The following is an 18,049-nucleotide window of genomic DNA, read 5'->3' as shown; positions in this document are numbered from 1 at the left end:
GAGTATCGGCAACAACTGGCTTCACTTGAGGTCATGGCCAGCAGCAAAAAGCCCGGCACAGGGCCGGGCTTCATTGTGGACAGCGTTGTAGATCAACGCGCTAGAGAGCTTTCGGCTGGTTCCCCGATCAGAGCAGGATCATCACTGCGCCCGTAGATTTTGGACACCAGCGGCCCGATCGTGAGCCCTTGACCAAGGATAGAAAGCACCACAATGGTGTAAGTCAGACTGAGCAAAAGGTCACGTTCCGCGCCGGCTGGAATGGTCAGGGCCAGAGCAACCGAAACTCCCCCACGTAATCCACCCCAGGTAAGTACACGAACTGTACCTCTAGGGATCGCCCTGCGGCCGCTGAGGCGCTTGAAGACTGCAACAGGTGCCACCGTGAGGAACCGAGAAGCAATGACAACGACGCTCAGTGCAATGCCAGCAGCAATGTGCAGCATCGAGAAGGGCAATAGCATCAGCTCGAGACCGATAAGACAAAATAGAACGCAGTTGAGTATCTCATCGATCACCTCCCAAACCTGAACAAACGCTGCCCGTGTGGTAGGGCTCATTCCCTCATTAACTCCCAGGTTGCCGACAATGAGCCCCGCCACGACCATCGCGAGAGGGGCCGAAGCATGAAGCATTGAAGCAAGCACGGCACCGCCAACCACAACAGATAGACTGAGCATCACATCGATATGGAACTGATCGATGGACTTCATCATGCCGACCGTCACGTATCCAAGGCACAGGCCCAGCAAGACACCTCCACCAGCTTCTTCGAGAAACAAGGACCAAACCTCGTTGAAAGTCGGGACCGTTCCTAAATGAATCACCGCAGCCACTAAAGTGAATGCCACGATCGAAGTTCCATCGTTGACCATGGCCTCGAGCGTAAGTATTGACCTAACACCAATCGGGGCACCGGCAGTCTTCAACGCTGCTGCACAGGCAATTGGGTCTGTTGAGGCGCAACTTGCGGCAAAAAGCAGGCAGAACAGATAGCTGGTTTCCCACCCAAAATGAGGAAGGATTAGATAAGTGCATGTACCAATTGCAAACGTAGAGACCACTACGCCGACAGTTGCGAGTGACCCAACCGGCCACCGGTAAGCCTTAAGGTCACTGATTTTTACATGAAGAGCGCCCGCGAAAAGTAGGAATGGCAGCAATGCCTCCATAACAACCGATTCGAAGTCGATCTGACCCAGAAGGTCCAACGTGTGTTTCTCAACGACAGGAAATCCTGCCAGTGACAAACCTTGTACCGAGAGTGAAAAAAGGAGGCCGGTAACCATCACGCCGATGGTCGGTGGAAGGCGTACGAATCGAAAGCTGATATAGGTCAAGAGCGTTGTCGTCGCCAAGAAGGCTGCTAGTAGCTTAATCATGCGTGGCTCCATTTTTGGGCCAGGTCTCACGTGGCCAGGCTGATCAACAAGCGGCCGTTTCCATTCGGCGCACTCATGAAGCGTTGCCACATTCGCGGCAGCGCCGGCAGCAAAGCTGCGGTAAATGATTGATTAGGAGGGGTGTTCTCAGTCGAGGATAACCAGCTGAGCAGGAATAGCTACCCATAATTGCCCGCCAAAACAATCGAGCGGACGCAGCCAGCGGCGTGGTCAGACAGCGGCCCGGGAGAACCGCTGAGCAGTAGTCAGTGCAGGGTGGCCTGGTAAAGCGGCATCACCTTCGGGATTGCCGCGGCGAGCACCTTCATGCGATCTGCGTCACTTGGGTGGGTACTGAGGAACGCCGGTGTAGACGATCCGTTGCTGAGCGCGCCCATCTTTTGCCAGAGGGTAAGTGCTGCGCGAGGATCGTAGCCGGCACGTGCAGCAAGCTCGAGACCGATAAGATCCGCTTCCTCTTCGTCTCGACGACTAAAGGGCAGTCCGACCCCGGTGTTCAATACCTTGGTGATGGCCGTTTTACCCAGCGACCCAGCACCGAGAACATTCGCACCGACACCACCAGCTAGTTCAAACACCGCGTTCGAGGAAGCCTGTTCGAGCCCATGCAGTCTAAGGGCGTGAGCGATTTCATGGCCCAAAGCCATCGCCAATTCATCATCAGTCAGGTTGAGACGCTTAATGAGCCCAGTGTAGACAATGATCTTCCCGCCGGGGCCGCAATTAGCATTCACCATGTCCGAATCGATCACATTAACAAACCAACCCCACTTCTCTGCATCAGGACGAAACACGTGGGTCTGCATCACCAAGCGAACGGCGATTGACTGCACATGCTTACCAAGCGGGGTATCAGTGACCAATACCCCAGCAGCCTGTGCTTTCTTGACGCCATTCCGATAGGAGAGGGCGTAGGAGTTGTCTACATCACGTTCCGACAGTCCGGCAAACATGTACTGAGTTCGGTCAACCCCGACAACCCCGGGGTTTGTAGTTTGAATGCCTGTGCATCCAGCTAGCGCCAGCAGCCCAGATACAGCGCTGAGCATCAACAAGCGCCTCATACGGCACCACGGCTTTGGAGCATTTCGGGGGTTACTCGTTTGTTGTTGACGTCATTCACTTCACAGCCAGCAGCCTTGAAAAGAGCGTCTGCTGCATCTTCAAGCTGTTCACGGGTACGTTCATGCTGTGAATTCATTTCCGCATTGAGCAGAGGAACAAGCGCATCTAACTGCACTTGATTAAGGAGAAAGCCTCTGTGTATCGGTGAAAACATTTGAATTCTCCATGTCGAGCGGGCGATTTGACCGTTACGTCCGAAGTCAACCTAACGCCCTGAACGCCCGAGGCAAGCATTTGAGTGCGCTTTGATACCCTAGAATGGCTGGGGATGCGAGAGCAAATACCGGCATACTCCCATCTTGGCTCGTCTCAAAATCTCGGACCTGTTGATGCTACTGATGTTTTTAGCGCTGCTACTCATTCCTACTGCAGCGATCACTGCCTGGCACCTCGCGCTTTCTCGTATGAGCCGTTACACCTGGCGCGCATATCAAGTCACAGGGGCGATAGGTGCGCCATTGCATGAGCTCTCGCACTTAGCGGCCTGTCTCGCCTTTCGTCTCCCCGTGCACCATGTAGCGTTTTACACCCCACGCAGCGTTGACGGGTCGTTAGGACATGTTGCCTTTAGCGCCAACCATCACTCCATCATCAATAATGTCGGAATGGCCGTACAAGGGATTGCACCACTGATAGCCGGGGCTGCGATTACCGGCTACGTCCTGCAGTCTCCAGCGCCGACCCAGATCCCACATGAACTGCCTCGGCTGTTTGGTTGGTGTATAGAGATCTGCACCCGGGCGATCGCATCCATTTTGTCGCTCGGCACCAGCGGCACTGTGGGATTAATCCTCGCCATCACTCTCCTAGCCATCGCCATGCATTCGATCCCAAGCTGGGCCGACGTACGAGTGGGACTCAAAGGACTGCTGCTCCTCGGCGTCACCTACATTTTCGGCGCGGCCGCTAATGAGATCTTGTCTTCATACTTCGATTTGACACGTCATGGTTACCCGGCCGCAGTTGCCAATTGGTTTACGTTCGGGATTCAACTGTGCGTTGCAGGTTCAGTTCAGGTCGTGAGCCTTGCCATAGTCGGTGGATTGGTCCTCGTTGTCGTTCCTGGGTGGTTGCTGGATTTGGTCGTCGGCGGATACCTGCTTTTCAGGCGCCGCTTCAAGGCCAGCACGGACGAATAACAGGAGTAAACCTCAATCGGCGGCGACTCAATTCAGGGGCCCAGGATCCGGCATAAGCTTGGCGATGTCCGGCCGGAATTTCGACTTCTGCTCTTCGTAGAAAAAGCGTAGTTGCTCAGGCGGGAAGGGAGTTGCCGTCCCAAATAGATAGGCTCGTGTTTCGTATCCGTTTTCGACGGGCCAGTCCAGCACAACGATGTTTAAAGCTGGAGCTCGCCCAAGCATGGACCACGCTGGCAAGGTCCTGGCAAAGTGAACAATCATCACCTCCAACGGTATCCGATCGCGAAGGTCAGGGCTGGGTGCCCTGTCGATAGCCCACAGACCGAAGGAAAGTCGCAGCTTGGGATCACTTTGCTTGGTAAGAGCGGTGAGTTGCTCTGAGTCAGCCATAAAGTTTGCTGATCGTGAATCTGCATCTCTCAGCAACGAAAAAGGGACACCCGTGGCTCGGCGGATGCCAGCTATGGGGCTGTAGCTCAGGATAGAAACGCTGTCGTACTCGGGAATAGCCATCTGGCATTCTGTTCCTCAAATAGGGTACCTAATAGGTTAACAGCCGCGGAGGTGAAATCACTTTAGAGAACAAAGCTGAATTCCGGGCGGGCTTTTTGGCGGGAATAAATCTTCCCGACCGTTAACCTTCAGTTCGAACCCTAGCTTGGGGATTGAACATCCCCACCCAAAGTGGAAATTCAAGGAACGGTTATGCTCATGAAGCACTCGCGCCAGGCGGCGATGCTCACCTTCACTGTGGTTGCTCTCACCTCTCTGGCAGCTTGTTCAACCAATCCGTACCAGCAGCCTGCGATCTCGCAAGCCCAGCGACAATCAGCGCTTCTCAGACTGCCGCCCGATGCAGACCTCTCTGCTATGGATCGTCAATTCGAATTGGTTAACCGAGGTCTCTACCTGCTTCCGGATGGATCTGTGAAACCGTTGCCTTCGCCAACCCCGTCCGCCTTGCCAACGCCCCCAGACCCAGTGGTCGCAGAGCAGCCCAAGAAAACGAGGGGGCCGGCTGCTGTGATTCGTAATCCATCACACCGCCCTCAAAAGCAACGAGCCAAGCCTACGAACGAGGTCATGGTCTTCGATACGGTCCCGAGTGCAGTTGACATTACCAAAGGGGCAGGGCGATGAAGCCGCTCCTCAGGATGAAGTCGGCTCCTGCCTGGGCAATCATCATTGGAGGCATGTCAGCCGGATACATCCTTGCCGAATATGGCTTCAATGCCTACATGGTGGACGTGGCCAGCTCGGTTGAGTTGGAAAGCGGGTCGCTCGATCGGGTGGCACTGATTGGCGAAACGCTCTCAGGCATCGGACTGGCCTTTCTGCTCATCAATGTCCTGGAATACCTGACCAAGCTAAGCGTCCGCATAGGCACCTGGGCAAACCTGATTCTATTCGCGGCCTTGCTAGCCGGTACCATTCCGTTAATGCGCTGGATGCAGCCTGCCATCATAGATCGCGTTGTCTCAACCACCGATGCGGATGATCGAAGCCGTGCTTTGAGTATGAACCTCTTCAAATACGCCGCGGGGAATGGAGCGATTGTGTTCGGCCAAACAGTCGTTGGCTCGTCGGTCCAGGACAAAGTACTTCTCGCATTGCTCGGGCCGCTGGCCGTAAACAACGAATCGGTGAATGCCTCACTTGAATCCAATAGAGACCAGATCCTGAATCGCCTAGTGCTCCAGTCCGCTAAAACCAATGGGGAGCGAAGTTGGGAGCAGTATCAGAAGGTTCGCGGCGGAGTGACGGCCTCCTATAACGACTTCCTGGGCTCAGTCGACCGGTTTGATAAAGAAATGGGTCGGACGAGCGGGAAATCAGAGGGCGCAGTTAGACAGATCCGTGCCGAATCAGAACGAGCATACGCTCAGTACCAACAAAGGGAGCAATCGCTGAAAGCAGACACCGAGACCAGGCGTAAGAGGGTCTACGAACTGGTCAGCTCGGTCGGCCGTGATACCTCCCGATGTGACAACCAGTCATGCATCAATAGGGCTGCCGAACACTATGAGCGCGGGATGAAGTCCATATACGGATTCGCACCGCCGCAATCTGACTTCGTCACCCAGCGCGAGGCGACTGCAGCGGATGCTGTCAGCCGCAAGGGGAACAACTACAACCTCACCCTTGCATCCCTAGTCATGAACACAGTGAGCGCTCGCTCAATCTCCGAGGTCAGTCCCGAATCTGTAGCGCGCGGGGATGAGAAACATCAGAACGTGCTTTTCCAGAATAAGATTGGGCATCCACCGGGCCTCACCCTCCAGGCGTTCAAACGCGAACCAGATATATGTCGCGACGGAGCCAAGCGTGTCCGCGGAAAAGGCATTGCGGTCTCGCCAAATTGGTGCCCTGAGAATGAAAAGGCTGTCGCGGAGGCTATCGACGGCAAGCGCCAAGATAAGGTCCAGGCTGAATGGGACCGGCGTACGAAACAGCGCTTTGGAGTAGTTGTCTCACCGGACATTAGTGAAGAGTCATTCAGCCGTCTCAACAGCGTTCAGAAATCGCTATCACAGCAGCTTGCAGATGCGCCGTGCACAGGAGGGAATGCCTACCTGTCAGCTGCCCAGTTTAAATCGAAGTGCATCGATCCTGAGTTGACAAAGCATCGACGCAAGCTGGTGGAAACCTTCACCGCGCCAGTCGCCGAGCTGGCCGATGGTCGGACTTTTGCCGATCAAGGCAGAAATGCCGTACGTGCACTGCTGGTACCGCCAATTGCGATCATCTTCAGCCTAGCGTTCTCATTGCTCGCACTTGTGAAATTTGTAGGGCCGTGGCCGCTAAAGGTCGCCCTGGTGTTGTCGATCGCAACCGCTCCAGCATTGCTGCCTGACAACCATAGTGAGATCGCGAGCTTCCTCTTCAATGGTGATGGGCAACTGGGCATCGTGCTCAAGTGGGGATTGAATCTCGAGCCTTGGGCCTACCAACTCGGGTCTGTGTTCAAGTCCTTTTTTGCCCCCTAACTTCTGAGCAACGCAGGTCTACAAATGGCCTGCGCTTACTCTCAGAACAACCCCTCGCAGCGGCGACAGCGCACCGAAATGTGGCAATTCCTGTCCAAAAAACGAGACAGACGGCAATATGATTTTCGAGCACCTATTTTGGGTTGTGATTAAAAATCAATGTGGAATGATGCGGCATTCTGTCAATTTTGATAGCTAGAGTTTTGCCATGTTCCCAAACCGTCAGTCAGGCTTTTCCCTTCTGGAGCTGGCCATTTCCATCGCGATTATGGCGATGGTTACGGCTGCCACCGTGCCTTCGTATATGGAGAGCATTAACGAAAAGCGGGCGAACCTGACGGCTCAGGAAACCCAAACCATTTTGGATGCGGCGCGCACTTTTCGGGCTGAAAAGGGCGCTTGGCCTGATGCAACTCTCTGCGCGAATGCGATAACCGTCCTGAAGGGGACAACGCCCCCGTACCTTTCTGGTGTCTCTGCGGTTAACAAGTACAACTCTCCCGTAACGACCTCTTGCACAACCACTACCTTCAGCGTCGACCAGAACATCATCACTGACTGGGACGGAGTCGTAGCCAACATCCTCCCAGGAACTACGGTCGTTTCCGCAAGCACTCACCTCATTCGCACCACGGTGGGTGTTCCAGGTAGTGAGGCAGCGCTGAGCGACAAACTGTCACGTACAGCCCAAGCAAATGCCGAGCTGAACAGGATGCGAACCACGTTGTTGATGGGTAACAACAACATCACCGAGGTGAACAACCTAGACACGGTCTCCGTCACCGCCAGCGGCGCGGTTTCAGCACAGACACTGAACTCAACGGGCAGAACGACGGTGGGTGACCTTGCAATCTCCACCACGAATACCGAGTCAGCCGCGTGCTCCCCAAATGGCCTGGTAAGCAGATCTGCTGCCGGCAATCCCCTCTATTGCACGAGTGGTAAGTGGATCAAGCAGGTCGCCTACAACCCAGGCACAGTCAGTGCCGGTCAGGGATGTGGCGATTTCGCCAAAGGGTCTATTGCATTCGACTCTTCAGGAAAGATGTTCATCTGTAAGTAAGGGGGTCCGCCCTGAGAAATGAGGATCGACATGCTCGCCAACATTATCAAAGCGGTGATCGGCAAGGTACGCACACCCTCCGCGGTCGCAGCCCCCAACACCCTTAATCTCGAAGACGAAGTATTGATCAAAGGGACTCCAGAGCACGAGCCTGTGTACCTAACCACCCCAGGGCTGAGCTCAAGCTGGATTCGACACGCATACCCCCTTAAGCAACTCGAGATAGAAATCAGAGCTTTCGGAGAGACTGCCAACCAGGATGCAATCCACAGCCTTCAAGCAATCCATCATGAACTTGCTAACGGCCAAAATTCTGGAGCTGTCTCCCTCCCGCGTCTCCAATTCAACTTCGAGTACCTAGATCAGGTTCCATACCTGAGCTATTTCGAAGCTCCTGCTGACGTTAAGTCGCCACCCCAGACCGAAATCGAAGCGCTAAGTGATTCGCTCCTACTAACGGTCAAGCTGCAGGGGATCCGCCCTACAGGGCGTAGCCAAGTCGTCAGGCTGCTCACTCCCGTAATTGCCGAGTTGAAAGCCGGGGCGCATTCAGGCCAGCGTCACGATGACGATTATGGGTACACGTATGAGGTGTCATGCATGCGAGATCAGCATTGACTGCCTGGCGTCCGTTTCCCCGGGCACAATCATCGTCTTCGAGCAGTTCAGAGCAGATCGAGACTCTATCCGGAACACTCTCCTACCTCTACGCTCTAAGTCGCCGCATGCCTAAGCGCCCGCCCTGATCCGCGCATGCACAGGCAGTACTCAATTCCATTCGATTCCAGAATTTAGGCGGCGCTACTCATGGGTTACACCTCAACGAACCAATACCCCGGCCGCGGAGGGGGGATGATCTCCACCGGTCAACAAGCAGCATCATCTGCTGGTATTCACCTTCCCCAAGCTGCAGGGAATGCAAAGCCCTGGCTGTGTAAGCTTGCAAAGGTAAAGCGAAGTCTAAAAGCGGGAGCATTGGCGATTATCGCAATTGCTGCGCCAGTAGCTGAAGCCTCAAATTGGGCACCCATCAGGACAACTGCCGGCCCCGCGGGCTGGCAATCAGTTGTTTGCGATAATGCCAACAACGGATGGCGCTCTTGCGAGATGGGCCTCAAGGTCGTTCTCGTGGCAAATCCGGCGTCGATTGCAGCTACGGGGGAGGTCACCACGATCACCGCAACCGTCACTGACTATTTCGGTGGCAACGTCGGAGCGGGTACCAACCTGGCTTGGAGTACAACCAGCGGCACGCTCGGCGCGCCTCAGACCGTTACCGATATTAATGGCCAGACAACCGTCACCCTGAGATCGTCAAATCAGATCGGTGGTGCGACTGTCACAGCTGCAACTGTAACCAATGAAGGGCAGGGATCACTATTTGTTCCCTTTACAGACGCATGGGCAGCGATCGCACCGACTTACACCGGCTGGTCCAACTATGACGCTCCGTATGGTTGCACCGGGTGGTCGCCAAGCCCCAGCTCAGTTGCTGCCGGCAGCGCTTTTACCCAGTCGCAAAATTGCAATCAGAACCAGATTGCTTACCGCCAGGACCGACAACAGAGCCTTGTTACTGGACAGGTCGTCAATGTAGGCAGTCCGGTACCGATGTATCAAACGATTGTCATCACCCAACAGCAGACTGCGATCGGTACTCAGGCTCCAGCGACACCCCCGCCGGCTGCTTGTACGTGGGTAGGCCAGTTCAACAACAACGATATGTTTAGCCGGCAAGGCTGGACGTACCTCACAAACAACGGTACGTGGAGTCTTTACGATGTTGGTCCCAAAGGCTCAACTATTAGCGCTGGCAAAGGCTGGAGAGGCCCATACGACCTTAACGGCTATCGGTATACAGTAGGCGCGAAGGTCGGCACCATGAACTCGGGCCGGAACTTCGAGTTTGACCTATATCAGATGTGCAAAGCCCCGCTTTAAAGCTGGAACTGGGAGGAGCAAGCTTGCTTTCTTGCTCCTTTCCAAACCTCTCTTACCCATCACCTAAAATGCAGGGCTCTCCGAAAAAGGGGAGCCTATTTTGGGCGGTCTCGAGAATCCAAGTACCTTATGATTGCGCGCATGTCCTCAACGCGCGCAATTCATATGACTCGCAAATTTCTAGTCAGCATTCTGGCCGTCGTCGCCATGGCCATAGCTCTCCCAGCTCTCGCCTTGAATGCGCGTACAGACCCAGACTTCCTACCGGTTCACCAAGCTTTCAGCATGTCGTTTACGGAAATGCCTGATGCAGTCATGGTCCACGTACTCGCAGCGCCTGGGTACTATCTCTACAAGTCGAAGCTTGGAGTTGAAGCCCTCGGTCGCGACGTCACCGCTGGACAGGCGATTCTTCCTGCAGGCGAAGAAAAGAGCGATCCATATTTTGGTGACGTGGTTGTCTACCACGGCGCCGTCGACGTCAGAATCCCAATCCGTAACGCTGGTCACTCGCCGTTCACTCTCAAGGTTGGTTTTCAAGGCTGTGCTGAAAAGGGTTTGTGCTATCCACCTGATTCCCAGTCTTTTGAGATCGGCCGTGGGGCCGGTACCGCCGGAATGTTCGTCTGGAGCTGGTCGAGTGTTGCACTCGCCTTCCTTGCCGGCCTGGCGCTCTGTATAAATCCTATAACGCTGATGGTTGTTCCAATTCTGGGGCTCACCGGGCTGATCGGCCCTGTAACGAGACCCTCCATTTTGGCTCGAGGCGCCTTGTTCGGGCTTTCAATGGTTGCTGGATACACCATCGCGTCAACGATCACTGGCCACCTCGGCCCGCATTACAACGTAATGGGTAAGCTGCAGTCGGCTTGGCTGTTAATCCCAACCATCGGCATGCTCTGGATTGCCGCCGTACATGCATTCAAATCGGGGTCGCTAGAAAGGTACATGGCTCTTGCAGCAGCCTGCCTACTTGGATTCAGCTCAAGCGTTGTGATTGCCCCTTGGGTCTCGTCCCCACTTGCAAGGATCATATCTGGACTCGCCGCCGGCAGTGATTGGATTGGCGGGGCGCTTGAGATATTCGCTTTAGGGTTGGGGTTGTCCATCCCAATGGTTGTAGTTACCTGCATGATTGTCTCCGTGGCAGCGCGTCGTGCACTCGCTCTCTCCGCGCTGCGCCGAACCTGCGCGGTACTGGTGGCCATCGTAGGTATCTGGGTAGCTGCGCGCATCATCCCTGACCAGGCGGCCTTGGCGATTACGTGCCTATTCACAGTCTTCGTCGGCATCCACTTAGGGGTGTTCGACACTCAGAGGAAGCTAAAGCTGATCGGCCAGAAAGGTTTGGGGATAGCAGTCTTTCTATACGGGCTTACCGCTTTGGTGGGAACACTAAAAGGTGAGACTGATCCTCTGAACCCGCTCGGGGTAGCCTGGGGTTCAGGAGCAGCGACCAGTCCATTGACCTGGACCACAGTCTCAACCCCATCGCGATTAGCGGGTGCGCTCCTAGAAGCCAAGACTGCTGGAGTGCCCGCAGTAGTGGAGTGGGACGCAAAATGGTGCGTAGGCTGCAAACCGATCGAGGCTTTTTCTAAACGCTCGGCCGCAGCAGCTCAGGAGCTGCAGGGCTTCAAGCTCATAAGGGTTGACGTCACCGTTGATGACCAGGATTCTCGCGATCTCATGGCGATGAACGGACAGCTCGGACCGCCGGCACTGCAGTTCTACCAACAAAATGGCGTGGAAGCTGTGGGCCAACGCGTGACTGGTCAGGGGAGTAACGACGACCTGATGCGCGCTATCGATTTAACCTCGGAGTGACGAACTGCTTCCGTGTTGACCCATTGCAGCGCTTGATTAAGCGCTGCAATGGGTCGATTGCGCATAGGCAGAGTATGAATCAGTGCCGGCGGGCACGTGCGTATGCGTCCTCGACCTGCTCATGGGTTAGCTTGTAGAGCTTCCCGTCTGAAGTTTTCACAGTCCACGGGTATTTGATCCGCCGCGAGTGATAACCTTCAAGTTTGTAAGCTCCCAAGCTGCTGGAACGCAAATCAGCATCCGGATCGAACCCAAAGAGCTTGCACATATTTTCCAGAATTGCTCGGTCGGGGCTGGCGCCATGAGCGGATATCTTCAACTGAACCGTGACTTCGTTGCTCGAGAAACTGCAGCGCCCTACGTTCAACTCAAAGCCGATATCAACGCCACCCAATGCCTCTTTGAGGCTGGCGATCGCTGCCTCGGCAGTCGGACGATTGAAGGTAGTGGTAGGAAGGGAAGCGGTTGTCATAGGACGGTCCTCGTTGAATGAGGAGCCATTGAAACTCGGCCATTTGCGTGGCAGTACCTACCTCGACAACTCCATCACTAAGGCCTCGGAAACTTCAGCCTGGGCTTACCCCTCAAGAAAACCCGGCGAAGCGCCTGCATGGCCTTATCGCCGAGGGAGGGGCCGCGTAAAACTTGCGCGCATAGTTGATCGACAAAGGCTACGTAAGCCTGCTGGGTTGCATACTGCTTTGAAGGACCGACCCCACAGGCGGTGACATTCCGGAAAAGCATTCCTCCCCGGCCAACCATAAGGACCTCAGCCTTGTGAAGTTCGAGCGTGGTCGTCAGGGAGAATAAGAACGCCGGCACCTTGGTGAAACTCAATTGGTTCACCACATGAGCACAAGCTTCCGGATAGTCGCCCAGCTGAGTCCGAACCGCCTCGATGTAGATTTTTGAATCAAGGTCTTGGAGCAGCAGTGCTGTCTTTAGCTGGCCAGCAGTAAAATGCAGTACATCAACTGCTTCTAGCTTCCTGGAATTGACCCCACTTGCACGCTGGCCGAGCTTCTGACGCAGGCTCGGTTCCATTTCTTGCCCGACCTCGTACATCGATTGGCCCGTAAGGTGTGACATAAAACAAATCCTTAGGCCGTACGGCCATGACTACAAGGGTAGTGCGGTTGTGGGGAAATATGTTGACTGACCATGGAGGGTAAAAAATTCCTGGTCAGCCCAGGCGTCACACATTCGTGCCTCCTGACCGGTTATCGAAACCATAAAGACAGAGCAATTGTCTTCGCTGAAGATCCTCTTGCAGCCGGGTGCACTGGCAAAATTAGGGAAGGCTGCGCGATCTTCATCGGCGATTGCCTGGTCCACAACACCTTCGGCCTCTCCGATCAGGGTCATATAGCGCCAGTGGGCCTGCTCAAGATCCCTCAGTTGATCGGGAGTCGCGACACTCAAAACGTCATTGAACTCTTCAGGGCTCATCATCGCCTCAATCCTCGGCGCTCACTGATCCTAATCACCCGTTACGAGTGATTCCCGGAAGCACCAAGGTTCAAAATGGTAATACTCCTGACCCCAAACGCAACCCAAAATGAGCGCCCCAAATGCTTAGTGCTGCGCCGTTTAAGTCCGCTGTACTATAAGGACATGTGCCCGCAGGCTTCGCAGACATGGTGACGCGGCGCCCCAACCGGCTTCGATTTATTTCCCAGCAACGGGTTGGATCTGGCCCAAATGACAAAAACAATCTGCTGTGACGACCTGATCGGCGCCTCGGCCGTTTACCGCTCGCTCCCCTTCAACATCTCGATCTTCTTTCCGGCAGGTAACAGCTACCTGGTCGAGGAGTTCTTCAACAAGACCCGCATACTGTCCGAGCATGCTTGGGAGACGGCGGAACTAATTCTGCGAACACGTGCGCTCGTCCTACTTCCACGAAACGGTAGTGACGCTGCTGACGCATGTGAATTCCTGTTCAATGATGGGAATAGCTTTGGGTTCAGGCTCAACGACGGGAATCCAAATGACAACTTCTCGGTGTACCTGTGTTCCTCAGAACACCAAAAGCTCGTAATTCTCGGGTTGCCAGGTGCCGAGCTCGAACAGAAGCGGCTGAAAAACGCTTTTGACTATGAGGGCTCTATCACCCTGGACAAGCCCTGCTGCAGGCTGATCTACAGTTGGTTTGAGAACGCAGCTAACGTGAATAACTGGTTCTCGGTGAATCAACTCATTACCTATGTCCATGAGTCACTGATCAACGACGACTCATGGCTTGCGAAAACAGCGAGCCTCCGGAATCGGCCGGCATAGTCGATCAACCCTGACCGGCCAATCACCTCGGGGGTCGATCAATCGGATACAAAATCACCTATCGGGAGTTCACATCCACACAGTAGCTTGATCCACAGCCGCCCAGGCATGGGGCGACAGAGTTTCAAAGTTGCGCGTTTTAGGGCGAGGAAGTTTCAAATTTGCCCATTTTCTAGATTTTTTTCGCAGAAAGGGGCCTAGCCCGAACTGGTCTATTCTCAGGACTAGGACTCACCAAATTTCGAGGCCGGGCGCATAATCTCAAAGCCCCAGCCTCAGGTGTCGTACTAATGCCTGCGGCACAGAGCTTTAAATTATGAGCACTGGAAATAGTCGCATGAACAGAAACATCAGCTGTGATGATCTGATTGGCCCCTCGGCACTCTATCGTTCGCTACCGTTCGACCCCTCCGTCATTTTTCCCTTCGGCACCAGTGACCCTATCAACGGATTTTTTTCCAGAAATCGAAAAATCTCGGAGTCGGCCTGGAAAGACTTAGCAAAGAAGTTGCGTTCTAAAGCCCTTGTGATCAGTGCTCGTAACGGCCGCGATGCAGCCGACGCATGCGAATTTCTGTCCTGCGATGACGAATGCTTTGGGTTCAGACTTGCAGATGACCTACCTGCGGATGACTTCGCAACCTACCTGTGCTCCTCGACGCGGCAGGATCTTTTCATTATCTGCTTATCTGGTAGCCAGGCCGATCAGCGACAGCTTCAGGCCTCGTTCGATTATGAGGGAGTCATCAGAATTGCTCAGCCTTGCTACGGGCTCACGCGTTCTGAAACTCACATGGGCGGCTTCAATCAGACAATGATGCCGTGCGCAACAATGGTCCGTGGATGGCTTGAATACGCACCCAGCATCCATAACTGGGTTTCAGTGAGAGCGCTGCTGAAGATCTTCGAGGACCGGCTCCGCAAGAACCAAGCGTGGCAGGCTCGAAAAGCCGTCCTCCGATCGAGGTCAACCAGCTAGCCTCTGATGCTGTTCACATCATGGGAAGTCGTATCGTCCATTGTTTCGCTGGGCTGTATCAGTTAGGGCCGGCCATCTGCTCGAACCATCCCTGGATGCGGAGAATTTGGCCATCGCGGATGGCTTTTTTAAGCACTTTGATGGGCTGACGTTCAACCAGTTTGATTAATCCCGGAGCGATTTTGCAGAACAGCTTCTGCTCACCGTCTTTTTGCTGGTAGAGCCGATAACTGATCAAGTTGGAAGCACCCCAACCTGACTGGTCGACATATCTCATTAATAAATTCAAATCCACGCTTTCTTGAGAAGGCGGAAACTCAAAACGCATTCCATAGCTAGGGGCGGAACTGTCAGGCTCAGCGCGCGTGAAATCTCCCCTGTATAACCTTTCGAGCAGCAGAAAGGCCAGCTCTGGATTGTCGGTCTGGAGGGTAAGTAGTGTTTCATTAGGCTCCGGCGTGATTTTGACCTCCATTTGATTTTCCAGTGCAAAGTGACTGGCGGGGCTAAGAAACAAGAGATCGCCCCAGCCCTCTCGGGGCTGGGTGATCCAGCCCGCAGACTCTGCACCACCAAACAGCCCGCTCAACAAATGGTTATGGTATCTAGCAAATTCCCAATCTTGGTAGTGGACCGATTTTGGTACTTCCACTACTTCGATCTGAATCAACTGTCCGCTAGCTCGAATCACCTGATATCGGTTTGATCCCTCTCCGGGGATTTGCACGAACTGCCGGCGCGATGGGGTTTGACTCACCGCGCTAGGGCAGGGCACGCCGAACACTAGATAGGCGTTACCCTCGTAGACAAATGGAAGGAACTCTTCGCCCTCGCCTTGGCTGTAATTGCCTTCATGCAACCACTCTAGGCATGAAGCAAGCCACTGCGTATGGTGCTGCATCCGCTCACACTCCGGAATCAGCGGCTCTACGAAATCTGGAAGGTCATCCCACTCATTTCCACTTTGATAATCCAGTAGGTAGTCACGGCTTGCTTGGTACCAAGGCTCCACCTCCCACATGATTTTTAGTGGAACCCCGTCTGGCTCTGCATGCAATGATTCGATAGTAATGTCGGCATCAAAGACAAATAATCGCGGCCAGAAAATCCGGGTTCCCAGCAGAAGTAGCTCAACCCCGTTTACGCAAACACGATTTTGGATAACCGCCAGTGGGTCCGGCCCAATGGCTGTGGGTAACCACTCACCCAGTTCGATGGGCTGCAACACATCTGCCAACGACACAGGCTCGCCTGGGATAGCGAACACCTGTCGAAGAGATTCGCAAAGCTCAGGCAAAGTACGGTTGGTGACGATCAACTGGCTTACAGATGCAGCAAGAGATCGTAGATTCTTAGCCAAATAGGCTGCAGTTGCTGGCGACTGCTGCACACTCGCCAATTGCAAAGCACCCTGAAAAGGTAGCTTCTGGTCTAATCGGGAGCAAAGATCTCCCCAGTCCCGACAACCGTAGGGGCCGCGGGCTAGAACATGTTTAGCAGTCGTCAAATTGATCTTGAACAGGTCGCGTAGCCGCTTGGACTGCGCATTGATGATTTCGCGGGGTGTACTCGGCACCATAAAGTTCTCCACAGCTCGAAAGGAGCAACATCGGAGACGCCCACCCGCCATCCCCGATGCTCGGAAGAGACTCGGGTAATAGATTGTTGCGATGATCATGGTTCTCAGGTTAGCTGCGGCCAGTGAGGCCTCTAGGGGTGGGCAGCCCGTCGACCATGTAGCGACGTGTACTCACGCTAACGCAAACCGCTTTGCGGCACAACCATCTGTTATTCAAAGAATATTCAGGAGAGGATGCCCGCAGGAACTGAAGCTCCCCATCGTGTGGTTTTACGCTTGGGATATGGAATGATCAACCTGGTGTCTGCCGCCAAGTCTAGGAACATGCAGAGCAAGACATTCAGCCGTTCTTTTAGTGGCAGGACTCCCCGCCAAGGTAGCTAATCGCGAGAGACAGGCTAGGGAGTCGAAACGCCGCACGCAAGCTCATGATTAGTCAGCGTTCACGCGATTAGCTAGACCTGTCTTGCGATTAACTAGACAAATACCGCTTAGGCGGTTTTTTTTCAGCTGAAAAAAAGTATTGCTCCATAATGGATTTTATTGCGTGTGTCTCCAGCCTCTAAACCGAACGTTATAACTATCGCTAGATACCGATAACACGTTACGGATAACATGGTATTCTAAAAGGCCTCGGCGAATTCGCCAAATTCATGGTTTAAGCTCTTTGTCAAGAGGCTATTAGGGGTTATTTATGTCGCGTGAAACGGCTACCAAAGAGACGGTCCGTGCAGCCCGGGAACAGTTGCTAGCTGATGGGGTAACGCCGACACAGCGGAATGTGCACGCAATCACCGGCGGCTCGATGACCCGCGTAAACCTCTTCATGAGGGAATTGGACGAAGAGAGCAAAACACCTGGGCTCCGCATTCAGGAGCGGCTGGGGGAACTCGTAAATGAACTTCATGCCGAGCTCCAGAAACAAGCCAAGGACACGGCTGAGAAAGAGGCTGCCAAAAATCAAAAAGTGGTCGACGCCGCAAAAGAAGATCTGAAGGTGGTGCAGCAGGATTTCGCCGCCCTGCAACTGGAGCTCGCGAATGCGAATGCTAAAATTGCCGAGCAGTCCGCCGAATTTGCCAAAACCGTCGACAAGCTCAACAAAGCGAACGAGACGATTTCTGCACAGGCGGTAAGCCTGCAGGCGACTGAGCAGGCCAGATCCCTTCTTCAGTCGCGTGTTCTCACCCTTGAGGAAAGCCTGGCCAAGACGCAGGACGCCTTCACTGCGTACCAAGAACACGCTGCAGACGACAGAGCGAAGAGCACCAATGCCTTCGAGTCGGCATTAGAAGGAATGAAGACCGAGCTGCGTGAGGCTCGCAACCAAGTCTCTACTGCCAACCTTGCCCGCCAGGAGACCACTACTCAAAATCTCGCATTGAATCGCGATGCCGAACGCCTATCGGGCGAGGTAGGTCGACAGGACAAGCGAATTCACGAACTTGAAGACAAGCTGAGAGCTGAGCGAGCGAAGTCTGACAGTCTCCGCGAGGCTGAAACATCTCAGAAATTGGCCACTGCAAGCGCGGAAGGGCAGATTGCTCTTTTGACTAAGCAGCTCGAGGACTGTATCGCGGCCCGCAGCGCCACCTCGGAGCAGGTGAAGTCTAACGAGGTCCGTATTCAACACCTTGAGCAGGCAAAGGCAGAGCTTGAGTCAGAGATCCTCGTACTCAGGTCAACACCACCCCCGCGCAGCACTTAACACTTCAGTGAATTC

General features: G+C 54.3%; 17 protein-coding genes. 9 read left to right on the top strand and 8 right to left on the bottom strand.

Features of this window, described 5'->3' with window-relative positions:
* Positions 1 to 92: 92 nt before the first annotated feature.
* The 3 genes from AC07V9_RS05195 to AC07V9_RS05185 all read right to left on the bottom strand — a co-directional run bounded on the left by AC07V9_RS05195 (position 93) and on the right by AC07V9_RS05185 (position 2,682).
* On the bottom strand, positions 93 to 1,382 hold the full coding sequence (locus AC07V9_RS05195; RefSeq protein WP_495014641.1) for a cation:proton antiporter: 1,290 nt from the start codon (positions 1,380 to 1,382) through the stop codon (positions 93 to 95).
* 266 nt (positions 1,383 to 1,648) lie between these two features.
* Positions 1,649 to 2,467, bottom strand: a complete 819-nt coding sequence (locus tag AC07V9_RS05190; protein ID WP_495014640.1) for a M48 family metallopeptidase — start codon at positions 2,465 to 2,467, stop codon at positions 1,649 to 1,651.
* Positions 2,464 to 2,682, bottom strand: coding sequence for a hypothetical protein (locus AC07V9_RS05185; RefSeq protein ID WP_495014639.1), 219 nt, complete (start codon positions 2,680 to 2,682; stop codon positions 2,464 to 2,466). Before AC07V9_RS05185 ends, AC07V9_RS05190 begins: the two co-directional genes overlap by 4 nt.
* Positions 2,683 to 2,827: 145 nt before the next feature.
* Between AC07V9_RS05185 and AC07V9_RS05180 the strand changes: the two genes are divergently transcribed.
* Positions 2,828 to 3,667 (top strand): hypothetical protein, encoded by an 840-nt coding sequence (locus AC07V9_RS05180; RefSeq protein ID WP_495014638.1) that lies wholly within the window; start codon positions 2,828 to 2,830, stop codon positions 3,665 to 3,667.
* A gap of 27 nt (positions 3,668 to 3,694) precedes the next feature.
* Here AC07V9_RS05180 and AC07V9_RS05175 read toward each other — a convergent pair whose 3' ends face one another.
* Positions 3,695 to 4,183, bottom strand: a complete 489-nt coding sequence (locus AC07V9_RS05175; protein WP_495014637.1) for a hypothetical protein — start codon at positions 4,181 to 4,183, stop codon at positions 3,695 to 3,697.
* Between the two features lie 623 nt (positions 4,184 to 4,806).
* Between AC07V9_RS05175 and AC07V9_RS05170 the strand changes: the two genes are divergently transcribed.
* From AC07V9_RS05170 to AC07V9_RS05150, 5 genes are all read left to right on the top strand, one after another.
* Positions 4,807 to 6,657, top strand: a complete 1,851-nt coding sequence (locus tag AC07V9_RS05170) for a hypothetical protein (RefSeq protein ID WP_495014636.1) — start codon at positions 4,807 to 4,809, stop codon at positions 6,655 to 6,657.
* Positions 6,658 to 6,865: 208 nt separating this feature from the next.
* Positions 6,866 to 7,720, top strand: coding sequence for a type II secretion system protein (locus AC07V9_RS05165; RefSeq protein WP_495014635.1), 855 nt, complete (start codon positions 6,866 to 6,868; stop codon positions 7,718 to 7,720).
* A gap of 30 nt (positions 7,721 to 7,750) precedes the next feature.
* On the top strand, positions 7,751 to 8,338 hold the full coding sequence (locus AC07V9_RS05160) for a hypothetical protein (RefSeq protein WP_495014634.1): 588 nt from the start codon (positions 7,751 to 7,753) through the stop codon (positions 8,336 to 8,338).
* A 234-nt stretch (positions 8,339 to 8,572) separates the two neighbouring features.
* Positions 8,573 to 9,661 (top strand): Ig-like domain-containing protein, encoded by a 1,089-nt coding sequence (locus tag AC07V9_RS05155; RefSeq protein ID WP_495014633.1) that lies wholly within the window; start codon positions 8,573 to 8,575, stop codon positions 9,659 to 9,661.
* Positions 9,662 to 9,826: 165 nt separating this feature from the next.
* A complete protein-coding gene (locus AC07V9_RS05150) occupies positions 9,827 to 11,488 on the top strand; it encodes a protein-disulfide reductase DsbD domain-containing protein (RefSeq protein ID WP_495014632.1) in 1,662 nt (553 codons plus the stop codon).
* 79 nt (positions 11,489 to 11,567) lie between these two features.
* Here AC07V9_RS05150 and AC07V9_RS05145 read toward each other — a convergent pair whose 3' ends face one another.
* The 3 genes from AC07V9_RS05145 to AC07V9_RS05135 all read right to left on the bottom strand — a co-directional run bounded on the left by AC07V9_RS05145 (position 11,568) and on the right by AC07V9_RS05135 (position 12,940).
* Entirely contained in the window at positions 11,568 to 11,960 is a 393-nt protein-coding gene (locus AC07V9_RS05145; RefSeq protein ID WP_495014631.1) for a hypothetical protein, read from the bottom strand.
* A 77-nt stretch (positions 11,961 to 12,037) separates the two neighbouring features.
* Positions 12,038 to 12,577 (bottom strand): hypothetical protein, encoded by a 540-nt coding sequence (locus tag AC07V9_RS05140; protein ID WP_495014630.1) that lies wholly within the window; start codon positions 12,575 to 12,577, stop codon positions 12,038 to 12,040.
* Positions 12,578 to 12,607: 30 nt separating this feature from the next.
* Complete coding sequence (locus tag AC07V9_RS05135) at positions 12,608 to 12,940, bottom strand: hypothetical protein (RefSeq protein WP_495014629.1); 333 nt, start codon at positions 12,938 to 12,940, stop codon at positions 12,608 to 12,610.
* Positions 12,941 to 13,189: 249 nt separating this feature from the next.
* Here AC07V9_RS05135 and AC07V9_RS05130 point away from each other — a divergent pair, with 249 nt between their 5' ends.
* Positions 13,190 to 13,768, top strand: coding sequence for a hypothetical protein (locus tag AC07V9_RS05130; protein ID WP_495014628.1), 579 nt, complete (start codon positions 13,190 to 13,192; stop codon positions 13,766 to 13,768).
* Positions 13,769 to 14,105: 337 nt separating this feature from the next.
* Entirely contained in the window at positions 14,106 to 14,747 is a 642-nt protein-coding gene (locus AC07V9_RS05125; RefSeq protein ID WP_495014627.1) for a hypothetical protein, read from the top strand.
* A 58-nt stretch (positions 14,748 to 14,805) separates the two neighbouring features.
* Here AC07V9_RS05125 and AC07V9_RS05120 read toward each other — a convergent pair whose 3' ends face one another.
* Positions 14,806 to 16,326: a hypothetical protein gene (locus tag AC07V9_RS05120; protein ID WP_495014626.1), complete on the bottom strand. Its 1,521-nt coding sequence runs from the start codon at positions 16,324 to 16,326 to the stop codon at positions 14,806 to 14,808.
* Between the two features lie 694 nt (positions 16,327 to 17,020).
* On the opposite strand from AC07V9_RS05120, the gene AC07V9_RS05115 reads away from it, so the two are divergent.
* Complete coding sequence (locus AC07V9_RS05115; RefSeq protein ID WP_495014625.1) at positions 17,021 to 18,034, top strand: DNA-binding protein; 1,014 nt, start codon at positions 17,021 to 17,023, stop codon at positions 18,032 to 18,034.
* The last annotated feature ends 15 nt before the right edge of the window (positions 18,035 to 18,049 follow it).

The organism is Pseudomonas sp. GW821-FHT02A11, from assembly GCF_059421985.1.
This window is presented reverse-complemented; position numbering and strand designations above follow the sequence as displayed.

What these genes read in the sequence shown, in the direction of transcription:
- AC07V9_RS05195 (WP_495014641.1), bottom strand. Translation starts at nt 1,382, where the DNA reads ATGATTAAGCTACTAGCAGCCTTCTTGGCGACGACAACGCTCTTGACC.
- AC07V9_RS05190 (WP_495014640.1), bottom strand. Translation starts at nt 2,467, where the DNA reads ATGAGGCGCTTGTTGATGCTCAGCGCTGTATCTGGGCTGCTGGCGCTA.
- AC07V9_RS05185 (WP_495014639.1), bottom strand. Translation starts at nt 2,682, where the DNA reads ATGTTTTCACCGATACACAGAGGCTTTCTCCTTAATCAAGTGCAGTTA.
- AC07V9_RS05175 (WP_495014637.1), bottom strand. Translation starts at nt 4,183, where the DNA reads ATGGCTATTCCCGAGTACGACAGCGTTTCTATCCTGAGCTACAGCCCC.
- AC07V9_RS05170 (WP_495014636.1), top strand. Translation starts at nt 4,807, where the DNA reads ATGAAGCCGCTCCTCAGGATGAAGTCGGCTCCTGCCTGGGCAATCATC.
- AC07V9_RS05165 (WP_495014635.1), top strand. Translation starts at nt 6,866, where the DNA reads ATGTTCCCAAACCGTCAGTCAGGCTTTTCCCTTCTGGAGCTGGCCATT.
- AC07V9_RS05160 (WP_495014634.1), top strand. Translation starts at nt 7,751, where the DNA reads ATGCTCGCCAACATTATCAAAGCGGTGATCGGCAAGGTACGCACACCC.
- AC07V9_RS05155 (WP_495014633.1), top strand. Translation starts at nt 8,573, where the DNA reads ATGATCTCCACCGGTCAACAAGCAGCATCATCTGCTGGTATTCACCTT.
- AC07V9_RS05150 (WP_495014632.1), top strand. Translation starts at nt 9,827, where the DNA reads ATGACTCGCAAATTTCTAGTCAGCATTCTGGCCGTCGTCGCCATGGCC.
- AC07V9_RS05145 (WP_495014631.1), bottom strand. Translation starts at nt 11,960, where the DNA reads ATGACAACCGCTTCCCTTCCTACCACTACCTTCAATCGTCCGACTGCC.
- AC07V9_RS05140 (WP_495014630.1), bottom strand. Translation starts at nt 12,577, where the DNA reads ATGTCACACCTTACGGGCCAATCGATGTACGAGGTCGGGCAAGAAATG.
- AC07V9_RS05135 (WP_495014629.1), bottom strand. Translation starts at nt 12,940, where the DNA reads ATGATGAGCCCTGAAGAGTTCAATGACGTTTTGAGTGTCGCGACTCCC.
- AC07V9_RS05130 (WP_495014628.1), top strand. Translation starts at nt 13,190, where the DNA reads ATGACAAAAACAATCTGCTGTGACGACCTGATCGGCGCCTCGGCCGTT.
- AC07V9_RS05125 (WP_495014627.1), top strand. Translation starts at nt 14,106, where the DNA reads ATGAACAGAAACATCAGCTGTGATGATCTGATTGGCCCCTCGGCACTC.
- AC07V9_RS05120 (WP_495014626.1), bottom strand. Translation starts at nt 16,326, where the DNA reads ATGGTGCCGAGTACACCCCGCGAAATCATCAATGCGCAGTCCAAGCGG.
- AC07V9_RS05115 (WP_495014625.1), top strand. Translation starts at nt 17,021, where the DNA reads ATGTCGCGTGAAACGGCTACCAAAGAGACGGTCCGTGCAGCCCGGGAA.